Source organism: Janthinobacterium sp. HH104 (assembly GCF_001758715.1).
Lineage (GTDB): Bacteria > Pseudomonadota > Gammaproteobacteria > Burkholderiales > Burkholderiaceae_D > Janthinobacterium > Janthinobacterium aestuarii.
Genome location: NZ_LRIB01000037.1, coordinates 59,057 through 79,834 on the forward strand (window position 1 = coordinate 59,057; position 20,778 = coordinate 79,834).

At 61.8% G+C, this 20,778-nt stretch carries 19 protein-coding genes; 4 read left to right on the forward strand and 15 right to left on the reverse strand.

What is annotated here, in order from left to right; translation table 11 throughout:
* Positions 1–64: 64 nt before the first annotated feature.
* On the forward strand, positions 65–1,249 hold the full coding sequence (locus JAB6_RS16690) for a DUF5009 domain-containing protein (RefSeq protein ID WP_070303688.1): 1,185 nt from the start codon (positions 65–67) through the stop codon (positions 1,247–1,249).
* Here the strand turns inward: JAB6_RS16690 and JAB6_RS16695 are convergent.
* The 3 genes from JAB6_RS16695 to JAB6_RS16705 all read right to left on the reverse strand — a co-directional run bounded on the left by JAB6_RS16695 (position 1,246) and on the right by JAB6_RS16705 (position 8,009).
* Positions 1,246–2,367: an acyltransferase family protein gene (locus JAB6_RS16695; protein ID WP_070303689.1), complete on the reverse strand. Its 1,122-nt coding sequence runs from the start codon at positions 2,365–2,367 to the stop codon at positions 1,246–1,248. The genes JAB6_RS16690 and JAB6_RS16695 overlap by 4 nt on opposite strands.
* A 65-nt stretch (positions 2,368–2,432) precedes the next feature.
* Positions 2,433–5,147 carry a TonB-dependent receptor gene (locus JAB6_RS16700; protein ID WP_070303690.1) on the reverse strand — a complete coding sequence of 905 codons (2,715 nt, stop codon included), beginning with the start codon at positions 5,145–5,147 and terminating at the stop codon, positions 2,433–2,435.
* A gap of 177 nt (positions 5,148–5,324) precedes the next feature.
* Positions 5,325–8,009 (reverse strand): TonB-dependent receptor, encoded by a 2,685-nt coding sequence (locus tag JAB6_RS16705; protein ID WP_070303691.1) that lies wholly within the window; start codon positions 8,007–8,009, stop codon positions 5,325–5,327.
* 387 nt (positions 8,010–8,396) lie between these two features.
* Here JAB6_RS16705 and JAB6_RS16710 point away from each other — a divergent pair, with 387 nt between their 5' ends.
* A complete protein-coding gene (locus JAB6_RS16710) occupies positions 8,397–9,137 on the forward strand; it encodes a GntR family transcriptional regulator (protein ID WP_034759852.1) in 741 nt (246 codons plus the stop codon).
* 192 nt (positions 9,138–9,329) lie between these two features.
* Here the strand turns inward: JAB6_RS16710 and JAB6_RS16715 are convergent, their stop codons facing one another.
* From JAB6_RS16715 to rpsP, 10 genes are all read right to left on the reverse strand, one after another.
* Entirely contained in the window at positions 9,330–10,793 is a 1,464-nt protein-coding gene (locus JAB6_RS16715; RefSeq protein WP_139143412.1) for a nitrilase-related carbon-nitrogen hydrolase, read from the reverse strand.
* Positions 10,790–11,608: an AraC family transcriptional regulator gene (locus JAB6_RS16720; protein WP_070303692.1), complete on the reverse strand. Its 819-nt coding sequence runs from the start codon at positions 11,606–11,608 to the stop codon at positions 10,790–10,792. The genes JAB6_RS16715 and JAB6_RS16720 overlap by 4 nt, the downstream gene beginning before the upstream one ends.
* A 78-nt stretch (positions 11,609–11,686) precedes the next feature.
* Positions 11,687–12,136, reverse strand: a complete 450-nt coding sequence (locus JAB6_RS16725) for a CBS domain-containing protein (protein ID WP_070303693.1) — start codon at positions 12,134–12,136, stop codon at positions 11,687–11,689.
* Positions 12,137–12,217: 81 nt separating this feature from the next.
* Positions 12,218–12,553, reverse strand: coding sequence for a DUF3579 domain-containing protein (locus JAB6_RS16730; protein ID WP_029496213.1), 336 nt, complete (start codon positions 12,551–12,553; stop codon positions 12,218–12,220).
* A gap of 225 nt (positions 12,554–12,778) precedes the next feature.
* Positions 12,779–13,738, reverse strand: a complete 960-nt coding sequence (locus tag JAB6_RS16735; RefSeq protein WP_034759859.1) for a CobD/CbiB family protein — start codon at positions 13,736–13,738, stop codon at positions 12,779–12,781.
* Positions 13,739–13,835: 97 nt separating this feature from the next.
* Positions 13,836–14,495, reverse strand: a complete 660-nt coding sequence (locus JAB6_RS16740; protein ID WP_034759862.1) for a CoA pyrophosphatase — start codon at positions 14,493–14,495, stop codon at positions 13,836–13,838.
* 195 nt (positions 14,496–14,690) lie between these two features.
* On the reverse strand, positions 14,691–15,074 hold the full coding sequence (gene rplS / locus JAB6_RS16745; RefSeq protein WP_010395528.1) for a 50S ribosomal protein L19: 384 nt from the start codon (positions 15,072–15,074) through the stop codon (positions 14,691–14,693).
* 131 nt (positions 15,075–15,205) lie between these two features.
* Entirely contained in the window at positions 15,206–15,952 is a 747-nt protein-coding gene (gene trmD, locus JAB6_RS16750; RefSeq protein ID WP_034759865.1) for a tRNA (guanosine(37)-N1)-methyltransferase TrmD, read from the reverse strand.
* A 50-nt stretch (positions 15,953–16,002) separates the two neighbouring features.
* Positions 16,003–16,560: a ribosome maturation factor RimM gene (gene rimM / locus JAB6_RS16755; RefSeq protein ID WP_034759867.1), complete on the reverse strand. Its 558-nt coding sequence runs from the start codon at positions 16,558–16,560 to the stop codon at positions 16,003–16,005.
* Between the two features lie 13 nt (positions 16,561–16,573).
* The gene (gene rpsP, locus JAB6_RS28515) at positions 16,574–16,825 is read right to left on the reverse strand and encodes a 30S ribosomal protein S16 (RefSeq protein ID WP_010395524.1); all 252 of its coding nucleotides are present in this window, start codon (positions 16,823–16,825) and stop codon (positions 16,574–16,576) included.
* Between the two features lie 278 nt (positions 16,826–17,103).
* Between rpsP and JAB6_RS16760 the strand changes: the two genes are divergently transcribed.
* Both JAB6_RS16760 and JAB6_RS16765 read left to right on the forward strand, forming a co-directional pair.
* A complete protein-coding gene (locus JAB6_RS16760; protein ID WP_070303694.1) occupies positions 17,104–17,538 on the forward strand; it encodes an NINE protein in 435 nt (144 codons plus the stop codon).
* 136 nt (positions 17,539–17,674) lie between these two features.
* Positions 17,675–18,298 (forward strand): glycine zipper 2TM domain-containing protein, encoded by a 624-nt coding sequence (locus JAB6_RS16765; protein WP_070303695.1) that lies wholly within the window; start codon positions 17,675–17,677, stop codon positions 18,296–18,298.
* 135 nt (positions 18,299–18,433) lie between these two features.
* On the opposite strand, the gene JAB6_RS16770 is transcribed toward JAB6_RS16765, so the two are convergent.
* Positions 18,434–20,224, reverse strand: coding sequence for an acyl-CoA dehydrogenase (locus tag JAB6_RS16770; RefSeq protein WP_070303696.1), 1,791 nt, complete (start codon positions 20,222–20,224; stop codon positions 18,434–18,436).
* Positions 20,225–20,316: 92 nt separating this feature from the next.
* Positions 20,317–20,778 (reverse strand): electron transfer flavoprotein subunit alpha/FixB family protein (locus JAB6_RS16775; RefSeq protein ID WP_217494636.1); only part of this gene is annotated, 462 nt, incomplete at its 5' end.

Here is a 20,778-nt window from a genome sequence, read left to right on the forward strand (position 1 = left end):
CATGCGCAAGGCAGTTCCCGGCTCACGCCGGGGCTGCTTTTTTTTCGACCTTTGCCCTCCTTCCATGCCGCCAGCCACCGCCGAACGATTGACCAGCCTGGACGCCTTCCGCGGCTGCGTGATCGTCATCATGATCTGGGTCAACTACCTGGCCGGCATGCCCGGTATTACCTGGTGGCTCGAACATGCGGGTCCCCGCGCCGACGGCATCACACTACCCGACCTGGTCTTTCCCGGTTTTCTATTCATGGTCGGCATGGCCATACCGCTGGCCTTGCAGCGCCATTGCGGCCACGTCACGCCAGCCTTGCTGGGACGCCTGCTGTGGCGTTCCGCCAGCCTGATGCTGGCCGGCGTCGTGCTGGCGAACGCCTACCGCTATGATGCGCAGGCGGCGCCGCTGCCGCACGCCATATATTTCCTGCTGTTTTACGTGGCCATGATACTGCTGTGGCGCCAGGGCGCGGGCAAGCTGCAGCTGGCCGCCGGCGGCGTGCTGATGCTGTTCCTGCTGGCGACGTTTCGCGGCGAACTGAACGCGGAATTTTCCAGCACCTGGCTGCAACCGTCGTGGTGGGGCATCCTCGGCATGATAGGCTGGTCCTATTTGCTGTGCAGCCTGCTGTACCTGGCGTGCCGGGGTAGCGGCACGGCGCTGATGGGCGTATTTTCCCTGCTGCTCGTGCTGTACATGGGCGGCACGGCGGGCAGCCTCGATTTCCTGCCGGCAGGCATCAACGCCTTCGTCAACGTGCCGCAAGTGCTCGGTTCGACGGCGGCCAACGTACTGGCCGGCACCCTGGTGGGCCAGCTGTTCCTGCGCGGCGCCGCCTTGAGCCATGGGCAGCGCATCCGTTTCATGGCGTGGTTCGCGCTGGGCCTGTTCGCCGCCGGCATGCTGCTGCGGCCGTATCACCACATCAACAAGATCGCGGCGACGGAATCCTACACACTCGTGTGCAGTGCCCTCATCCTGGCCCTGTTCCTCGTGTTTTATGTCGTCATCGACGTGTGGCGCTGGCGCGCCTGGGCCGTGGTACTCTTGCCCGCCGGCACCAATGCCCTGTTCGCCTACATCGTGCCCGACCTGTGGCAGCAACTGGCGGCCGTGCTGCACTTGCCGCCCGTCTGGTGGCCGTATCTGGCAACGGGCGGCGCGGCCGGCCTGTGGAATGCGGCCGCCGTCACCGCCCTGATGCTGCTGTTGACGGCCATGGCCACGCGCTACGGCCTGAAATTGAAATTCTAGACCTTGATGTAGATCTTGCGCTTGTCCATGAAATAGGCGATCAGCCAGCACAGCAGCATGAAGCTGACGGCAAACAGCAAGGACCCCACGCGCGCCGGCGCCCAGCCCGTAAACCAGTGCTGATACAGCCACTGGTACAGGTTGCCGCCACCGGTGCGCACGGTAAACGCGATGATCACCAGCACTTCCGACACGAGGTAGATGAACAGCGTGTTCTTGCCGAAGACTTCAAAAAAGTAGGTCCAGCCCGTGATCTTGCGCACGTCGATGACGAACATCAGCAGCGCCAGCAGCAGCAAGTCCAGGCCGATACCGAGCATCACGTAAGAGCTGGTCCACAGCTTCTTGTTGATCGGGAACACCTCATTCCAGCACAGGGCCACGGCCACGCAGACGACGCCGGCCACCACCAGCCGATACAGCGCCGCACGCAGCTGCGCCGGCGCCGTCCGGCGCAGGAAACTGCCCGCCAGGTAGCCGGCAATCACATTGACAATCGATGGCAAGGTGCCGAGGATGCCTTCCGGATCGAAGGCGATGCCTTCGCCGTGGTACAGATGGCTGTCGCCCAGCAAGATCAGGTCGAGCTTGGCCGGCGCGTTGCCGTGCAAGCTGTAGTCGCCCCACGTCGCGAGGATGGCCCAGTAGCCGAGCAAGGCGCAGGCGCTGAAGACGAGCGCGCCCCGCGTCTTCCAGTAATGGAGGACCAGGGCGGCGGCCAGGTAGCACACGGCGATGCGCTGCAGCACGCCGGGAATGCGCGTGTGCGACAGCGGCGACCAGGCGAACTGGCCCGCATCGTCGATCTTGAAGAATGGAAACCAGTACAACAAAAAGCCCAGCAAAAAGATCAGCGCACTGCGCTTGCACAGCTTGGCCAGCACGGCGCCATGGCCGAGGTTTTCATATTTATTCAGCGCAAAGGCCAGCGCATTGCCGACGACAAACAGAAAACTGGGAAAGACGAGGTCCGTGAGGGTAAAGCCATGCCATTCGGCATGCAGGAACGGCGCATACACGCTGCCCCAGTCGCCAGGGGTATTGACGACGATCATTAGGGCGACGGTCAGGCCGCGCAGAACGTCGAGGGCGAGGTAGCGTTGGGAAACAATAGTCATGGTCAAACAGTTCCAAAAGAAAAAAGCCGACTCCCCGCTTGTGGCGGAAAGCCGGTAAAAAAAACCTATAACTTGGCGCGCAAACCAAAATAAAATTGACGGCCATTCGAGTAAAGGGCCGTCGGCTGGTCCTGGTTGGCGCCGTAATACTTGAGTACCGGATTATTCAGGTTCAGCACGTCGAACGTTAACGAGTAGCGCTCGTCGATCTTGTAGTTGATCGACGCGGCCAGGTTGCCCACGCCATGCACATACTGGGGAGAGCTGCTGAACAGGCCGGCCAGAAAGCTGGAGCGGTAGGTGTAGGCCAGGCGCGCGCTCAGGCGCTCATCCTCGTAATAGCCTTCGAGGTTGTAGGTGCCGCGCGAGCTGCCCACGACGGCGGCCCCATCGTCCGCCTTGCCATTCGTATAGGTGTAATTGCCCACCACGCCGAAACCGCCCCACAAACCCTGCTGGTAACTGAGTTCCACGCCCTTGTTCTTGGCGCCGATATTCGTCGGCGACTGGATCACATAGGTGTTGAATTTCTTGAAGGTATTATTGTAGTAGCTCACGGGCGCCGTACCAAACGTCACGTACGATTTCATGTCCATATAGAAGGCGCCCACCGACAGCATGGCCTTTGGCGCGAAATACCATTCCAGGGTGGCGTCGTAGTTGGTCGAGCGTATCGGTTTCAAATCCGGATTGCCGCCCGTGCCCGTCAGCAACTGGTCGTTCAGGTTGACGGCGCCCACCAGTGCGCTGTAGTCGGCGCGCGCCATGGTTTTCGCCACAGCCGCGCGGGCCACCAGGTCCTTGCTCAAGTCAAACTTGATATTCGCGCTCGGCAGCACATCCGTGTAGCTGTGCTTGACGACGGTGGGCGTATAGGTGCCGAAGATGTTTTTCTGCCCGATCGGATTTTCGCCGCCAGGCACGTTCGTCACCGTTGTCTGCTGTGTGCGCACGACACGCACACCCACATTGCCGCGCCACTTGTTGCCTGCCAGGTTGGCCATGATGTAGGCCGCGCTATCCTTTTCCTTCACGTCCAGCTCGGCCGGCCAGTTGCGCGAATTCGGCCCGCCGGAATTGTCGTACTTGTTGGCCCACGCCACCAGGTCGGCCGGGTCGAGCTGCCAGTAGCGGCCCTGCGCGCTGCCGCCCAGGCCCTTGCCGTAATCGCCGGAATAGGTGCCGCCACTCCACTTCGGCAAGGGTGCATTCGTCGTGCCATCGCACACGGCGCAGCTGCGGTTTTCCGGCCAGGACACATTGCGGTGGTGTTCCGCGTAGCGCGCGCCGAATTTCAGCGACTCCAGCACGCCATAATCCATGCTCAGCTCGCCATCGGCCTGGCCATATTTTTCCGTGTCCAGGGTTTCCACATGCGAACCCCAGGCCGATGCCGTGACCGCGTTGGAGAATTTGGAAATGTCGAGACCCGGGAAATTCAGCCTGGCCGGCGACAGGCCGTTCAGCTGGTACGACACGCCCACGCCCGTCAAGCCCGCCTCATAGCCAAGGTCGACGGGCGTCTCGCCAATGCCGCGCGTGTAGCCGAGGCTGCCCGTGATGCGCAGGCGCTCGCTGGCGCGGTAGCTGCCGTTGAAGTCGATGTAGGCCGTCGACGAGTTCGAACCGGGACGGTAGATCTGGTCAACCAGGGCCGGATACAGCTGGCCGTTATAGGGCGTGGTAGCGTTAGCCAAAGGAAATTGCGACGCGGGAAAATCGGCTGCCACCAAGGTATTGTTCTTGACCGTAAACGTGCGGGGAATCACGCCCACGTGCTTGCCGTCATTGTCGACGGCATTCAGGTTGGCGCCTGGCTGGTTGTAAAAACTGCGGTTGTAGTTGGCCGCGTCCAGCTTGGAATAGAAGCCGTTGACGTCCAGCATCAAATCGGAAGTCGGCTTGAGTTGCAGGTCGATACTGCCGCCCTGGCGCTTGCGCACCTGTTCGAACAGGGCCGAGTTGATGCCCAGCGGTGCCAGCACGCCGGCCAGTTGCGGGTACTTTTGGGCGGCCGGGCTGTTGGCGTCGATGGCGCCATAGCCGAAGAATTCCTGGCCGTCGCGGCGCTCGTGGCGTTTTTCGGAAAACACCTGGAACAGCACGCCCATGGTCTTCGCTTCGTTCTTCCAGTTGAACAGGGCATTCATTTGCGGATCCGTCTTGCCCGGCAAGTCCGCATAGATCGCCTGCAAGGCCAGCTCGGCAGTAAATGGCTGCTTGAAACTGAGCGGCTTGCGCGTCTCGATATTGATGGAGCCGGCCACGCCGCCTTCCACCAGGTCCGCCTGCGCGCTCTTTTGCACGGTGACCCGGCTGACGATTTCCGACGGCAGCAAGGCAAAGCTGACGCTGCGCCCTACCGTGCCCACCTGGTCCGTGACGAACCAGTCGCCCGTGCCCACGGCATGGCCGTTGATCAGGGTTTGCGTCAGGCTGGGGCTGGTACCCCGGATGCTGACTCGGTCATTTTCCGAGAAGCCGCCCTCGCCGCCAGCCGACGAGGAAATATTTACGCCCGGCACGCGCTGCACGGCGTCGGCCACGTTCTTGTCGGGCAACTTGCCGATGTCTTCCGCGCTGACGACATCGATCACGGAATCGCTGTTGCGCTTCTGGCTCAGCGACTGCTCCAGCGAAGCGCGGATGCCGGTGACGACGACTTCCTGCATGGCCGGAGCGGCGGACGGGGCCTGCTGCGCCTGGGCCGCCATGCTCATGGACAGCAAGGCGGCAGCGGCGGCGATGGGGTGCAATACGGGTTGCAAACGACTGTTCATAGACTCCTCGTTATAGATGTCCGCCACGGTAGCGGAACGGTTTTATATGAGTACAGACGGCAGGTGCCTTGTCAGTGGGCGTCGAAAAAAAAGGCAAGCTCCCGAAACAGGAACTTGCCTTGAAAAGACCGAGGAAGACCAGGCCTGACACGATCGTATCAGGCCGGATCGACTTGCTTACAGCTTGGCGCGCAGGCCCAGGTAGAAGGTGCGGCCGTTGCTATAGAAAGCGCGTGGCTGATCCTTGTTTTCCGCGTACATCTTGATGGTCGTGTTCGTCAAGTTAAGCGCATCGAACGTGATCGTGAAGTGTTCGTTGATCTTGTAGTTGAGCGAACCGGCCAGGCCGCCCGCGCCGGCAACGTGCTGGCTGGCGCCACGGTCCACGCCCGCCTTGTAAGAGGAACGGTAGTTGTAGGCCAGGCGTGCGCTGAGGGCGTTGGCTTCATAGAAGGCCGTCAGGTTGTACGTGCTGCGCGATGCATTGACCAGTTCATCACCATTGTCCAGCTTGCCGTCGGCATAGGTGTAGTTGGCCAGGATGCCGAAGTCGCCGAACAGCGGTTGCTGGTAGCTGAATTCCGCGCCCTTGTTCTTGCCGCTGGTATTGAATGGCGACGTGATCTGGTACACGGCATTGGCATTGCGCTTGCTGTTGAAGTACGTGGCGTTGACGGTACCATTCGACACGACCGATTTCAGGTCCATGTAGAACAGGCCCACCGAGAAAGCCGACCTCGGTGCGAAATACCATTCGGCGCTGACTTCGGCGTTGTCCGACTTGACCGGGTTCAGGTTGACGTTGCCGCCGCTGCCACTCAAGGCATCGTCGTTCAGCGATACCGAACCGCCCAGCGCGCTGTAGTCGGGACGGGCGATGGTGCGGGCCACGGCGGCGCGCACGACCAGATCGTTGCGCACATCGAACTTGATGTTGGCGCTCGGCAGGTAGTCGTTGTAAGTGCGCTCATACAGATGCTGCGAGTATGGGCCCCAGTCGGAACCGGTGATCGGGCCACCAGCCTGGTTCACCAGGGTCGACTGCTTGGTGTGGACGGCGCGCAGGCCGAAGTTACCGCTCCAGTTGTCGCCCGTCAAGTTGGCCATGGCGTAGACAGCCGAGGTTTTTTCCTTCAGCTTGAATTCGTCGGTCCAGTTATGACGACGCACGTAGTCGAACAGGCGGTTGCCAGGTGCGGCACCCCACGCGCCCAGTGCCGAGCCGTCGTACTTGAAGTAGTTGCTCGACAGGTTGCCGCCCAGGTTGTTGGCGAAGTCGCTCGGGTACATCGAGCCATTCCACGCTGGACCTGGATTCGAGAAGCCCAGGGCGCCCGGACGGGTTTCAAACGGATGCTCGGCATCGCGCTTGTGATCGGTCAGACGGCCACCGAACTTGACCGAATCCCAAATGCCGGAAGACAGGCGCAGCTCCGCATCGATCTGGGCATATTTTTCCTGATCGACGGAACGCGATTCGCCGCCGCCGGCCCAGGCCGTCGAACCTGGCTTGTTGGTGGTACCGCCAGGATAGGAGACACTGGCAGGGCTCAAGCCATTCAATTGATACACCATGCCGCCATCGACGTTGTTCTGGTAGTAGACATCGTCGCGGTCATAGCCGACGCCGTGGGTCTTGCCCAGTTTACCGGTCAGTGTCAGGTCCTTGGTGGCACGGTACTTGAAGTTGAAATCGAGATAGTACGATTCGCCGCCAGCGTCAGGGCGGTAGATATTATCGACTTCGCCCGAGTTCCTGGCGAAGGTGGCGCCCGTCAGCGTGCCATTCTTGACCGTGTAATTGGTCGGCACCTGGCCGGTCGACACGCCTTTATCGTCCGTGCTATTGATCGAGTTGGCAGGCGCAGCCAGCCAGTTGGTGTTTTGATGCGGTGCCTTCAATTGCGAGTAGAAACCGTTCACATCCAAGGTCAAGTCCTTGCTGGGCTTGAATTCGATGTCGAATGCGCCGCCTTCGCGGGTTTTCTTTTGCTCGAACAGGCTGGCGCCGATAAAGGTCGGCACTTTCACGCCGGCCAGTTCAGGATGGGCCTTGGCCGCGTTGCTGCCTGCGGCGATCGGCGTGTAGCCGAGGATTTCCTGGCCGTCGCGGCGCACGGTCGATTTTTGCGAAAAACCTTGCACCATGATGCCCAAGGTATTCGTGTCATTCTTCCAGTTCACCAGGCCGGAGAACTGCGGGTCGGTCTTGCCGGCCAGGTCATTGTGGAAAGCCTGGATCGAACCTTCCGCCGTGATCCGGTTCTTGAATTCCAGCGGACGGCGGGTGATCACGTCGATCACGCCCGATACGCCGCCTTCAGGCAGGTCGGCGGTGGCGCTCTTGTGCACGACAACCGAGCTCACCAGTTCCGAAGGCAGCAAGGAAAAGCTGCTGCTGCGGCCGACGTTGCCGCCGAACTGGTTCAGCACAAACCAGTCGCCCGTGCTGATGGCGTGGCCGTTGAACAAGGTTTGCTGGAAGCTGGGGCTGGTGCCGCGCAGGCTGACGCGGTCGTTTTCGCCGAAGCCGCCTTCGCCACCGGCGGACGATTGGGTATTCACACCTGGCAGGCGCTGGATCGCGTCAGCCACGTTACGGTCTGGCATCTTGCCGATATCTTCAGCGGTGACCACTTCCACCACGGAATCCGCATTACGTTTTTGCTTCAGCGATTTTTCCAGCGAGGCACGCACGCCGGTCACCGTCACAACGGTGGCCACGTCTTCGGCGGGCGCTTCCTGCGCCTGCGCCGAAAAGGACAGACCGGCGACCATCACGGCAACGGCCGCAGCGATCGGCGTACGGCTACGCGAGCCGGATTTCACGACGGCAGCTGCAGGTGTCAAATTGCGTTTCATGTACTCCCCCTTGATTTAGGCCCCAGGATTGGGACCTTTTCATTTTTAACGTAGGTCTTCTTTCCAGCCCGCCTACTCTCGCGGCATGCTGCAGACCCTTCGGCACAACCACTTACAAAACCAATTCAACGCCAATATACTACTATCCAATACCAGAACACTACCAGTTGCAACTTTTTTTTTATAACGTTGTTTGAATCACACAGACCACTTCACCGAAATCAATTTGTAGCCCGTATGGGTGGGTTAAATACCAGCGGAGCCACGCATAAATTGCCGGCCTGATAATTGAAATTGGTTTTACAACGGTCTTTTTTGGTATTATCCAGCGACACAAAACAGATACAGAGCGCGTCTGCAACGCGCCGTAACGGAGACCCTCAGCGTATGACAACCCTGGCTCACATCATGCAAGGCCTGGGGCAGACGAGTAGCCTGCCCCTGTATCAGCAACTGCAGCGCGCGCTGCGCGAAGCGATCGACAAGCGCATCCTCGGCCCCGACGAAGCCCTGCCGGCCGAGCGCCAGCTGGCCAGCGACCTGGCCGTTTCGCGCATCACCGTGCGCAAGGCCATCGATGGCCTCGTCAACGAGGGCTTGCTGGTGCGCCGTCCCGGCTCGGGCAATTTCATCAATACGCGCATCGAGAAGAACTTCGCCAAGCTGACCTCGTTTTCCGAAGACATGCGCGCGCGCGGACGCACGCCGCGCAGCGTGTGGCTCAAGCGCGCAGAGGGCACCGTGACGCCGGAAGAGGCCTTGCGCCTGCGGCTGTCGCCGGGCGCGCCCGTATACCGCTTCCACCGCATCCGCTATGCGGACGAGGTGCCGATGTGCCTCGAATACGCGACCATCGTCGCCAGTTGCCTGCCGGCGCTCGACGCCGTCGACGTATCGATGTACGACGCGCTGGAACAGGCGGGCAACCGGCCCGTGCGCGCCTTGCAGCGGCTGAGCGCGCTTTTATTGACGGGGGAGCAGGCCAGCCTGCTGCAGGCGGAGGAAGGCGACGCGGGCTTGTCGGTGGAAAGGCTGGGCTTTTTGCGCGATGGCCGCGCCGTGGAATTTTGCCGCTCCTACTTCCGCGGCGATATGTATGACTTCGTGGCTGAATTAAGTACCAATTAATACCAACCTCGCCATTTCAGCAATACCAGATAACACCACTTATTGCGGTGCAATATATATGCCGGCATCGCATTTCAATATGCACGGCAATGGTGCAATCATCGGCGGCGATTATGTAGCAGCCTGCGCGGAATATAAAAGAAGGCTGCGCAATGCGGTTTTGCGCATTGCAGCAAAACGTGGCGTTAACCGTCAGACGGCGGACGCGGCGCGGCGGCCCACGCACAGCAACATCGCACCCAGCGCCACGCACAGCCAGCCGAACAGCGGCCCCAGCCATCGAGCCCAGGTGGCGATGGGCGGGTGCGCCGGCAGCGGCGCCAGCAAGGTGCTGCCCGGCATGGCGCTGCTGGCGCGCTCCGCCAGCACTCGGCCATACGCATCGCTGACCGTCAGCACGCCCTCGCGTGCCGCGCGCAGCACCGCATAACCGTTTTCCACGCCGCGCACGACCGTCATGCGCGCCCCCATCCAGGCGTCGAGCTGGAAGTCCCAGGCCGGCACCAGCATCGTTTGCGCCCCGGCCGCGCCATACGCGTGCCCCAGGGGCGCGAAATGCATGTCCTTGCAGATGGCCAGGCCCATGGCCTGGCCCGCCACGGGCTGCACGGCAAACGCGCTGCCAGCAAGAAACTCGCGCTCGGGCGGCGCCAGATGATGTTTTTGATAGCTGACGGGCGCGGCGCCATCGGGCGCGAACAGCCAGGCCAGGTTACGCCGGCCGGCAGCGTCCTGCACACCGAGCCCCACGGTAATCCACGCACCCGTGCTGCGCGCCAGCGCCTGGAAACGTTGCCGCACCTCGTCCGCCTGCGCGGGCGCCAGTACGGCTATCTTTTCCGGCAACAGCACCAGCCTGGCCCCCTGCCCGGCCAACTGTTCGACGTGGCGCGCATACTGCTCCCAGATGGCTTGCGCACGCGCCGGCGGCGTGGCCGGACCGATAAAGTCATCGATGGCCACCAGCCCCGCCAGTTGCCCGCCTGATGCCGGGGCACCGTGCACGCGCCAGGCGCCACCGGCGAACGCGGCCGCCAGCAGCAATACGGCCGCACCCGCCGCTGGCGCATACGCACGGCCACCGGCCAGCAACAAGGCCAGCGCGGAGGGCGCCAGGCACAGCAAAAACAGCAGGCCGGGCACGCCCGCCAAGGCCGCCACCTGCAGCACGGCAAGGTTATCCGCTTGCGAATACGCGAGGCTGCCCCAGTTACCGTCCGGCAGCAAGGCCGCCATCGCCGTATCGATGGCCACCCACAGCACGGGATACGCCAGCACCGTCCAGCTTGCCCGATAGCGCAGCACGAGGCGCCGCGTGGCCAGCACCACCAGCAGCCACAGCAGCGCCTTGACGGCGATCGCGGCCAGCACGGCCGGCAAGGGCATCAGCAGGCGGAAATAGGCAACGTTGGCTGACAAGCCCAGCATGGCGGCCAGCAACGTCATCCAGGCCGCATCGCGGCGCGACGAGCGCAGAGCCAGCCACAGAACCGGCAGCGGCGCGCACCAGGCCAGCGGGCCCAGCGGCTGCGGCCCCAGCACCCAATACAAAGGCAGACCCGCCGCCAGCGCGGCGGCAATTTGCAACAGGCGCTGGCGCAGTGCGGCGCCACCGGCGAACAGGGCTGGTGCAGACAAGGTATTGAACATGCTCATGCTTTCAAGGGGAGCCAGATTTCCACGCCACCAACACCGCTGGCGGGATCGAAATGCCGGTCGTAGCGTTCGAAGTCGGGCGCGTCGGCCACTTCCAGCCCCGACTGGGGCAGCCACTCGTTCCACACCGTGCGCCAGGTGGCGCGAATGGTGGAAATATGCCCGCGGTGATGAAACACGGCATAGCGCTGCGGGGCGATGCGCAGCCGCGTCCAGTTCTCAGGCGCCTGGGAAAAGTCACTGACCGGCATGGCGCACAGGTAATCGAAATTGCCCGCGTCGTCATTGTTGCAGCACACGCCATACACCAGCTGGCCGGGCGCCACATGGGGCAGGAAGCGCTGCCACAGGGCGGGGATGCCGGCAGCCGTTTCTGCGCGATAGCGTTCGACCAGACCCGCCACCAGCAAGGCCGGTCCTTGCTCGAAACGGGGCGCTTCCAGGGGAACGCCTGGCGCCACATCCATTTTGATGGCGCCCACCAGCGCGAGGTTGGCGACGTGGCGCTGGGCCCGCACCTTTTCCGGCGTGACATGGAACTGGTCGCGAAAGGCCCGCGTAAATGCTTCATGGGAACTGTAGCCTGCTTCCAGGGCGACCGAAAGGATGTCTTGCGCGCCTTGGGCCAGCGCGTGCGCCGCCTCGCTGAGCCGGCGCGCCCGCACATAACGCATCACGGAGTGGCCCGTGGCCAGGCCAAACGCACGCGTCAGGTGGTACGGCGAGGCGCCGCCCACGCGGGCGATGTCACCGAGCGAGAGATTCTGCGCATAATGCGATTCGATATACCAGAGTGCCTTGGCCAGATAATGCATGAACGCTTCCCGTTGAACGAGCAGCGACTGTAGCATTTTCAGGCAGGCGTGACTTGACCGGAATTGCGCAATGCAGGCTTACTTTCTGGTGCGCTTTTCATGTACGAGCTGGCCGCTGCTGATGCGCGCCAGCTCGGCCATCTCTTCGGCCAGGAAGGCCAGCAGGTCGTCGATGCTGACGACGCCCGAGAGCGCGCCCAGGCTGTTGACCACAGGCAGGCGGCGGATGCCGTTGATGCGCATGCGTTCGATGATGTCGTAGACGTCTTCGTCTTCGCTGGCCGTGAGCAGCTGTGCGCTCATGATGTCGCCCACCAGCAGGCTCGCAGGGTCGAGGCCCAGGGCGATGACGGAAATGACGATGTCGCGGTCGGTGAGGATGCCGATGGGCACGCGTTCGCCGTTTGGCTGTTCGGCCACGATCAGGTCGCCCACATGGTGCTGGCGCATCAGCAGCGCCGCGTCCTGCACGCTGGTGTCACGCTGGCAATGAATGGTGTGCAGGGTACAGATGTCGCCGATACGCATGTCGCCACTCCGTTTGAGGCAGAGTGTCCACGCTACGCCAGCCCGCCGTGGCGGGTTTGAGGCACATCAATGAAAACGGTCTTACTTTTCTTCGGGGGGCGGCAGGAAGCAGGCTTCGACGATTTGCAGGTCGTTATCCTTGGCAAATTCGCGCACGAAGTGAAACGCCATCGGCTCGATCTCGCGCAGCTTGGTGTTGACCACCACCGACTTGACGCCATTGACGACGGTCGGGCGCACGTAGGGCGAATACTGGAGGTGCGCATTGCGCCCGCCGCCTTCGGGATTGAAACAGGACATCACTCCACAAAGGCGCTCGGCCCAATCGCTGGGTCGGAATTGCTTGCCATTGCTGGTGAGACCAAGGATGAAGAACTCGTCTGAGAGTTCCCCTGTTTTTTGAGATAACTCGGCCATGTGGCTTGTCGGGACTGGATTGCGTGAATGGCCCCGGCGGGTAGGCCGGGCTGGTAATTCAACTACGTTTGCTGCGGTAAGCCAGTATTATATCTTATAGAAGACTTGGGTTCTACCTCGATCTGCCCTGACGATGCAAACAGGGGCCGGCACGCATCGCACGCCAGCCCCTATTTTAACCTTGTTCCACGCGCCAGGCGCATGGATGGCGCGTGTGCGCCCGCGTCAGCCGAGGAAAACGGCGCCCGACATCAGCAACAGCAGCAGCATCCACAGCAGCAAGGCGCGCCAGACGAGGCCCACCGTGCTCTGCAAGGCACGCGCGCCCGGCTCTTCGCCTGGCAGGATATCGCTTTCGCTGTCGCTGTCATCGACGGCCATGTCCGGCGTGACGAGCACGCGGGCCGCCGTTTCCGCTGGCGTGCCCAGGCGTACGCCCATGGCGCCGCCGCCGGCCGTCAGGATGATGCCGATGGCCTCGTCCTGCCAGCGCTGGGCGAAATTGCGCCAAGCGTAGATGGCGTCCTCGAAATTGCCGACCACGGCAAACGCCACGGCCGTCAGGCGTACGGGGATCCAGTCGATCCAATAAAAGGCGCGCGCGGCGAACTGGCCGAATGCTTCATTGCGCATATGCTCGGGTTCGTTCCAGGCGCGCGCCAGGTATTCGGCCACGCGGTACATCACGGCGCAGGCAGGGCCCAGCGGCATGAGGAACCAGAAGAACACGCCAAACACGTTGCGGTGCGTGGTGACCAGGGCTTTTTCCACGGCGATGCGGGCGATTTCACTCGCTTCCATGCCCACCGTGTCGAGCTTGGTCCACTCGGCCAGCAAGGTGCGCGCGGTCGCCTCGTCGCCGGCGCTCAAGGCCAGCTGGATGGACGTAAAGTAATGGCTGTAGTGACGGAAGCCCAGGGTCAGGTAGACGATGAGGACGTTCCAGGCAAAGGCCAGCAGGGTCAGCTGATAATGCTGCAGCAGCCAGTAAATGCCTGCCGTGGGCACCATCAGCACGCCGATCATGAGGAACCAGCCCATGCGGCCGTGGTTGGCGTGGCCGGCATTGAACCAGGTCTCCATGCGCATTGCCAGGCTCTTGATTTCGGCGTAGATCGGATTGTCCGCGCGCAAAGGTTTGAGCTGCTCGATCAGCAATGCGCAAAGTATGGAGAGAAATGTCATCAAACGTCCTTTTTGTCTTTTTCAGCAATACCGCAATGCCCGCTACGATAGCGCAGTGCAGTGCTGGAATCAAACTTATTACGTGCGGGACGCCATTTTACGCGCGCAAGAGGTGAAACAGATTGCGCAGCATGCCGGCGGTGGCGCCCCAGATGTAGAAGCGCTCGTACGGCATGGCGTAGAACGAGCGCCGTCCGCCCGGCAACTCCACCGACAGGCGCTGATGGTTGAGGCCATCCATGAGGAAAGCCAGCGGCACTTCGAAGATTTCCGCCACTTCCGACGGGTCGGCGCGCAGCTCGAACGGCGGCGTCACCAGCCCCACCACGGGCGTGACTTGGTAGCCGGTACCCGTCAGGTAATCGGGCAAACAGCCCAGCACTTCGATGTGCTCGCGCGCCAGGCCCACTTCTTCTTCCGTTTCGCGCAGGGCCGTGGCGATGGGCGACGCATCGAACGCTTCGCTGCGCCCGCCGGGAAAGCTGACCTGCCCTGCATGGCTGCTCAGGTGGTCCGTGCGCATGGTCAGCAAGATGGTCAAGCCTTGCGGGCGTTGCACCAGGGGAATGAGAACGGCGGCGCGCACGGGCACGGCGCGGGCGGAAAGGAAATCCTGGGTAATCTCGGGCTGCCAGTCGGGCTGTTCGGCCAGGCGCTGGCGCAGCCAGTCCGGCGTCAGGCGCACGGCGTCCAGCGCCGCCTCGCCGGCGATCGAATCGATGGCAAGTTGTTTGGGATCAAATGCGATGGTGGCCATTGCCCCTCCCTCATGATTAAAAGCACCTGGCAAAACCGTCGCGAGCGGAAGGAAGAGGTAGCCGAGACGCGCAACCGTGCTCTAGCACGGTGAGCATCGCAGGCTGCCTATACCGACGCGCAGCAGGTTTGGCCAGGTGTCACCATAAAAAAAAGGGCACCCTGAGGCACCCTTTTCCCAACGCAGACGCTGATATTACGCGCTTGCTTTCGCCACAACGCGGCGATTTGGCAATTTTTCTTTGATACGCGCCGATTTACCCGAACGCTCACGCAGATAGTACAGCTTGGCGCGGCGAACATCACCACGGCGTTTCACTTCGATCGAAGCGATCAGCGGCGAGTACAGTTGGAACGTACGCTCAACGCCTTCGCCGGACGAGATCTTGCGAACGATGAAGTTCGAGTTCAGGCCACGGTTACGACGGGAGATAACGACGCCTTCGTAAGCCTGGGCGCGCTTGCGCGTACCTTCGACTACGTTGACGCTGACGATAACGGTATCGCCTGGTGCGAATTCAGGAATGGTTTTACCCAGACGAGCAATTTCTTCCTGCTCTAATTGTTGAATCAAGTCCATTTTTAACACTCCGAAAACCATCATGCCGGCGCACTGTGGATAGCAAGTATCCGCCCGGTAGAGGATGGGTAACACAATATGGGCAACATGCCCGGCACTACTGGCCATCCTGCCCGCCGTCCGGAGACGGCTTACAGGCTGGCCAAGAATTTTTCGTCGGTCTTGCTGAGCAAGCCGGCGGCGCGCGCACTGACCAAGAGGTCAGGCCGCTTTGTCGCGGTCGCTTCCAGCATGCGCTGGCGGCGCCACTTGACGATCTCGGCATGATTACCACCCATCAAGACGGGCGGCACGGCCATGCCTTCATATGTTTCCGGCCGCGTGTAGTGCGGCGAATCGAGCAAGCCATTGACGAAGCTGTCCTCGATGGCCGATGCCTCGGTGTTCAAGACACCCGGCAACAAACGGATCACCGCATCCATCAGCGCCATGGCAGGCAATTCACCGCCCGACAGGACGAAGTCGCCGACGCTGATTTCCTCGTCGACGCAACGGTCCAGCAAACGCTGGTCCACGGCTTCATAGCGGCCACACAGGATCACCAAACCAGGTTCGGCTTTCAGCTGCGTGACGCGCTCGTGCGTCAACGGACGGCCTTGCGGCGACATGAACACCACGCGGGGCGCCGCCAGTCCCAATGCGGTCTGGCGCTGCTTCGCGGCATTGATTGTCGCTTCAAGGGGACGGGCCATCATCACCATGCCGGGGCCGCCGCCATAAGGGCGGTCATCCACGGTACGGTGATTGTCGGTCGTGAAATCACGGGGATTCCACAGCGACAAGCCACATTTCCCCTGCTCGAAGGCGCGCCGGGTCACACCCGACTGCGTCAGCGCGGCAAACATTTCCGGGAACAGGGTCACGACATCAAATTGCATCGCTCACCATCCTGCAAAGTTTGCCCGGCGTATTGTTAAGCGCAGGCGGTTTAATAATCGAGGCCCCAGTCGACCGTGATCTTGCTGGCGGCCTTGTCAACGTTAATGACAAACTGGCCAACAAACGGGATCAGGCGCTCAGGCGCCTTTTCAACGGTCTCATCAGCAGTGGCGACGGGCGTAACGCGCAAGATCGACTGCGGACCATTACTCATCATGTCGTGCACTGTGCCGAGGCACTCGCCTTGCAAATTCTCGACTGTCAGTCCGATCAGATCGGACCAATAAAATTCATCGGCCGTCAGCGTCGGGAAATGGCTACGCGGAATTTGCACAGAGACGCCTTTCAGCGCTTCTGCGGCATCCCGCCCGACCACACCCACCAGCTGGGCCACGACGTCGCCGCCGTGTAACTTCGCTTGCCTGACTTGAACATCATGCAAGGTCGGTTTATCAAACCACCAGGTTTTGACGCTTAATAATGCATCCGCGTCGTCGGAGAAAGGAGTGATCCTGACTCCGCCAGCAATGCCATAGGCACCGGAGACATAGCCTACCTGTACCAGGTCATCGGGGACTTTCACCCCGGATGCAGTCTTGACCGTCAAACCAGTGATCTAATTAAGCTGCTGCTTTGTTGTTGCTAGCTACCAGGCGAGCAACGGTTGGCGACAATTGTGCGCCAACGCCTTGCCAGTAGGCCAGACGGTCTGCGGTGATACGCAGTGGAACTTCGCCACCTTGCGCCATCGGGTTGTAAAAACCGATACGCTCAATGAAGCGACCATCGCGGCGATTGCGCGAATCAGTAGCGACGATGTTGAAGAACGGGCGCTTCTTGGCGCCTCCACGAGCTAAACGAATAACGACCATAATATTTCCAAAAAGTGTGCTGAGGCGGAAAAAGCCGCAAATTATAGCGCGCTTTACCGCCAGGCAGCAAGCGTTATGATGACGGGCGTGTAATTTGGGCTAATCAAACATTATGACCAGTCATGGCCGAAGACGCAATAGGCGCGTGCGTCTATCGTGCCGCCGATGCCACGTCCAGGCGGTGACAGCATCGCCTGAACACGGCACGAAAGTGCTATCGTTGCGGCAGGGAATGACCGATACTGACAATCTTTACCGATGAGCAACTCTGGAGTCCCATGACCACCGCTACCATTTTGCAACAGTCGCACAAGAACAAGGCATTCACCAGCCTGCTGGCCTTTTTGCTGGGCTGCCTGGGCGCTCACCGCTTCTACCTGCACGGCGCCAAAGACCGCTGGGGCTGGCTACACCTGGCCGCCCTGCCCGCCTCCCTGCTGCTGCGCCAGCTATTTCCCGACGCGGACTGGTTTTACCAGATATTGCCGCTGACCTTGTCCGCGCTGGGCGGCTTCCTGGAAGCGCTGGTACTGGGCCTGATGCCGGACGACAAATGGGATGCGCGCTACAACGCCGCCTCCGGCCGCGCGTCGGACACGGGCTGGCCCCTGGCCGTCGTGCTGGTCGCTACCTTGATGCTAGGCGCGGGCGTGCTGATCGCCACCATGGCGCGCCTGTTCGACTTGCTGTACACAGGCGGCGCCTACGGTTAATTTCCATGCGGCAACCACCGCCATCAAGGCGCGCCGCGCGCACATGTAAGTGTTGGTAAGCAATCATGATTTTCCTCTATACTGCATTCACAATGCCGACATTACTGGTTCATTTAACACCCCCTAGGAGAAGATCATGATTCGTCGCCCACTCATCCTCGCAGTTGCCGTCACGGCCCTGTTCAGCACCTCCGCCTTCGCGCAAAACCTGTCGCCGAAGGCGCAATACGCGTACGACACGAAGCAAGCCAGCACCCGCTACGCGGACGACAAGAAATTGTGCGCAGAAGAAACCAGCTCGAAAGCCCGCATGCAATGCCTGCGCGACGCCAAGGGCGAATACGACCAGGCCATCATCAACGCCAAGGCCGCGCAAAAGGCTGGCAACTCGTACGCTGGCCAGAACAGCAAGCCAGCCCAGCAGATCTGCGCCGAGTGCGGCAAGGTGCTGGCAGTCAACGTCACTGAAAAAGCCGGCGAAGGCGGCGCCCTGGGCATGATTGGCGGCGGCGTGGCCGGCGCCCTGCTGGGCCGCCAGGTCGGCGGCGGACGCGGCAAGGATCTGGCCACCCTGGCCGGCGCCGCTGGCGGCGCGTATGCCGGCAAGCAAGTCGAAGGCCACATGAAGAACGCCAAGACGTGGACCGTCACCGTGCAATACGAAACGGGCGCCAAGGCTGACTTCGCGTTTGACCAGGATCCGGGACTGGCTGCTGGCGATCTGGTACGTAATTCCGGCAACGGCATCGCTCGCCGTTAAGATCGCAGAGTAAATCTGGGGTCAGACCCGGCGGGTCTGACCCCGGCACTTACGTTTGGGGTTAAAAAAAAGCGCTGGAGAGCAATCTCCAGCGCTTTTTTGCATTCAGTCAGCTTACGCTAGCCAAGTTTCAACTTAAAACTGCTCTTCCGACAAGGCCATCACGCTGGCGCTGCCGTCGATGATGGTGGCGCGCAAACCTGGCGCTTGCGACAGGATGTGGTCGGCAAAGAAGCGCGCCGTGGCGATTTTTGCCTTGTAGAACGCGGCGTCGCCGCTGCCCTCACCCAGCTTTTGCTGCGCCACCACGGCCGCGCGCGCCATCTGCCAGCCGCCCAGCACGATGCCGGCCAGCTTCAGATACGGCACGCTGCCCGCAAACACGGCCTTGATGTCCGTCTTCATGTTCGCTACCACGTACTCGACCACGGCTTCCAGCGCGGCACTGCCTTCGGCCAGGTGACGCTGCATGGCCTGGAAGTCGGCGCCCGTCAGCTCGCCCAGCTGGGCTTCCGTGGCACGCACCTGGGCGATGATGGCTTTCGCCACGGCGCCGCCGTCGCGCACGGTCTTGCGGCCCACGAGGTCGTTCGCCTGGATGGCCGTCGTACCTTCGTAGATGGTGAGAATCTTGGCGTCGCGGTAATGCTGGGCGGCACCCGTTTCTTCGATGAAACCCATGCCGCCATGCACTTGCACGCCGTCGCGCGTGACGTCCTGCGACATTTCCGTGGCCCAGCCCTTGATGACAGGCACCAGGTATTCATAGGTGGCCAGGCTTTCCGCGCGCACATCCGCATCGGGATGGTGGTGCGCCACGTCGCTGATGGCCGCGCCCACGTAGGCCAGCGCGCGCGCCGCCTCCGTTTGCGAACGCATGGACATCAGCATGCGGCGCACGTCCGGGTGGTGGATGATGGAGACGGGGCCAGGCGAACCGGCCAGGTCGCGCGACTGCACGCGGTCCTTGGCGAACGCCACGGCTTGCTGATAGGCGCGCTCGGCCAGGCCGATGCCTTGCAGGCCGACGCCGAAGCGGGCCGCGTTCATCATGATGAACATGTACTCGAGGCCGCGGTTTTCCTCGCCCACGAGGGTGCCGATGGCACCACCGTGGTCGCCGAATTGCAGCACGGCCGTCGGGCTGGCCTTGATGCCCAGCTTGTGCTCGATCGACACGCAATGGGCGTCGTTGCGCGCGCCCAGGCTGCCGTCCGCGTTGACGAGGAACTTCGGCACGATGAACAGCGAAATGCCTTTCACGCCAGCGGGCGCGTCCGGCGTGCGGGCCAGCACCAGGTGGACGATGTTTTCCGCCATGTCGTGCTCGCCGTACGTGATGAAAATCTTCGTGCCGAATACTTTATAGGTGCCATCGTCCTGCGGCACGGCGCGCGTGCGCACGGCGGCCAGGTCGGAGCCCGCTTGCGGCTCTGTCAGATTCATGGTGCCCGTCCACTTGCCGGAGACCAGGTTTTCCAGGTAGACAGCTTTCTGTTCGTCACTGCCGGCCGTCAGCAGCGCTTCGATGGCGCCGTCCGACAGCAGGGCAACGAGGGCGAACGAGATGCTGGCCGAGTTGAGCATTTCGATGCACGGCGTGGCCAGGAGCTTGGGCAAGCCCTGGCCGCCGAACTCGGTCGGATGCTGCACGCCCTGCCAGCCCGCTTCGCCATAGGCCTTGAACGCTTCCTTGAAGCCTTTCGAGGTCGTCACTTGCCCGTCGTGCCAGAAGCTCGGCTCCTTGTCGCTGGGGCCGTTCAAGGGGGCCACCACGCCGCCGCAGAACTTGGCGTTCTCTTCCAGCACGGCTTCAGCCGTGTCGGGCGTGGCGTCTTCGCAACCCGGTAAAGTGTGGATTTCGGCAAGGCCGGCCAGTTCGTTCATCACGAACAACATGTCTTTCAGCGGGGCTTGATAGCTCATCTTCTTTTCTCCAAGAAAAAAGCCACGCGCGGCTCGCCGTGTGGGGCGGGCCGGCGTGGCTTTGTCAGTAACAAAACCGGAAGGGGTGTGACTTAACCCAGTTCTTTGACCAGTTGCGGCACGATCTCGAACAGATCGCCCACGATGCCGTAGTCGGCCACGGCAAAGATCGGCGCTTCCGGATCCTTGTTGATGGCGACGATGGTTTTCGAGTCTTTCATGCCGGCCAGATGCTGGATCGCGCCCGAGATACCGACGGCAATGTACAGCGATGGCGCGACGATCTTGCCCGTCTGCCCCACTTGCCAGTCGTTCGGCACAAAGCCGGCATCGACGGCGGCGCGCGAAGCACCCATGGCGGCGCCCAGCTTGTCGGCCAGCGGCTCCAGGATATGGAAGTTCTCGGCCGAACCCATGCCACGGCCGCCCGACACGATGATTTTCGCGGCGGTCAGTTCAGGACGGTCGGACTTGGCCAGTTCGCGGCCCACGAAGGCCGATTTGCCGGCGTCGGCAACGGCGGCGACGGTTTCCTTAATTTGTTGGAATTGGCC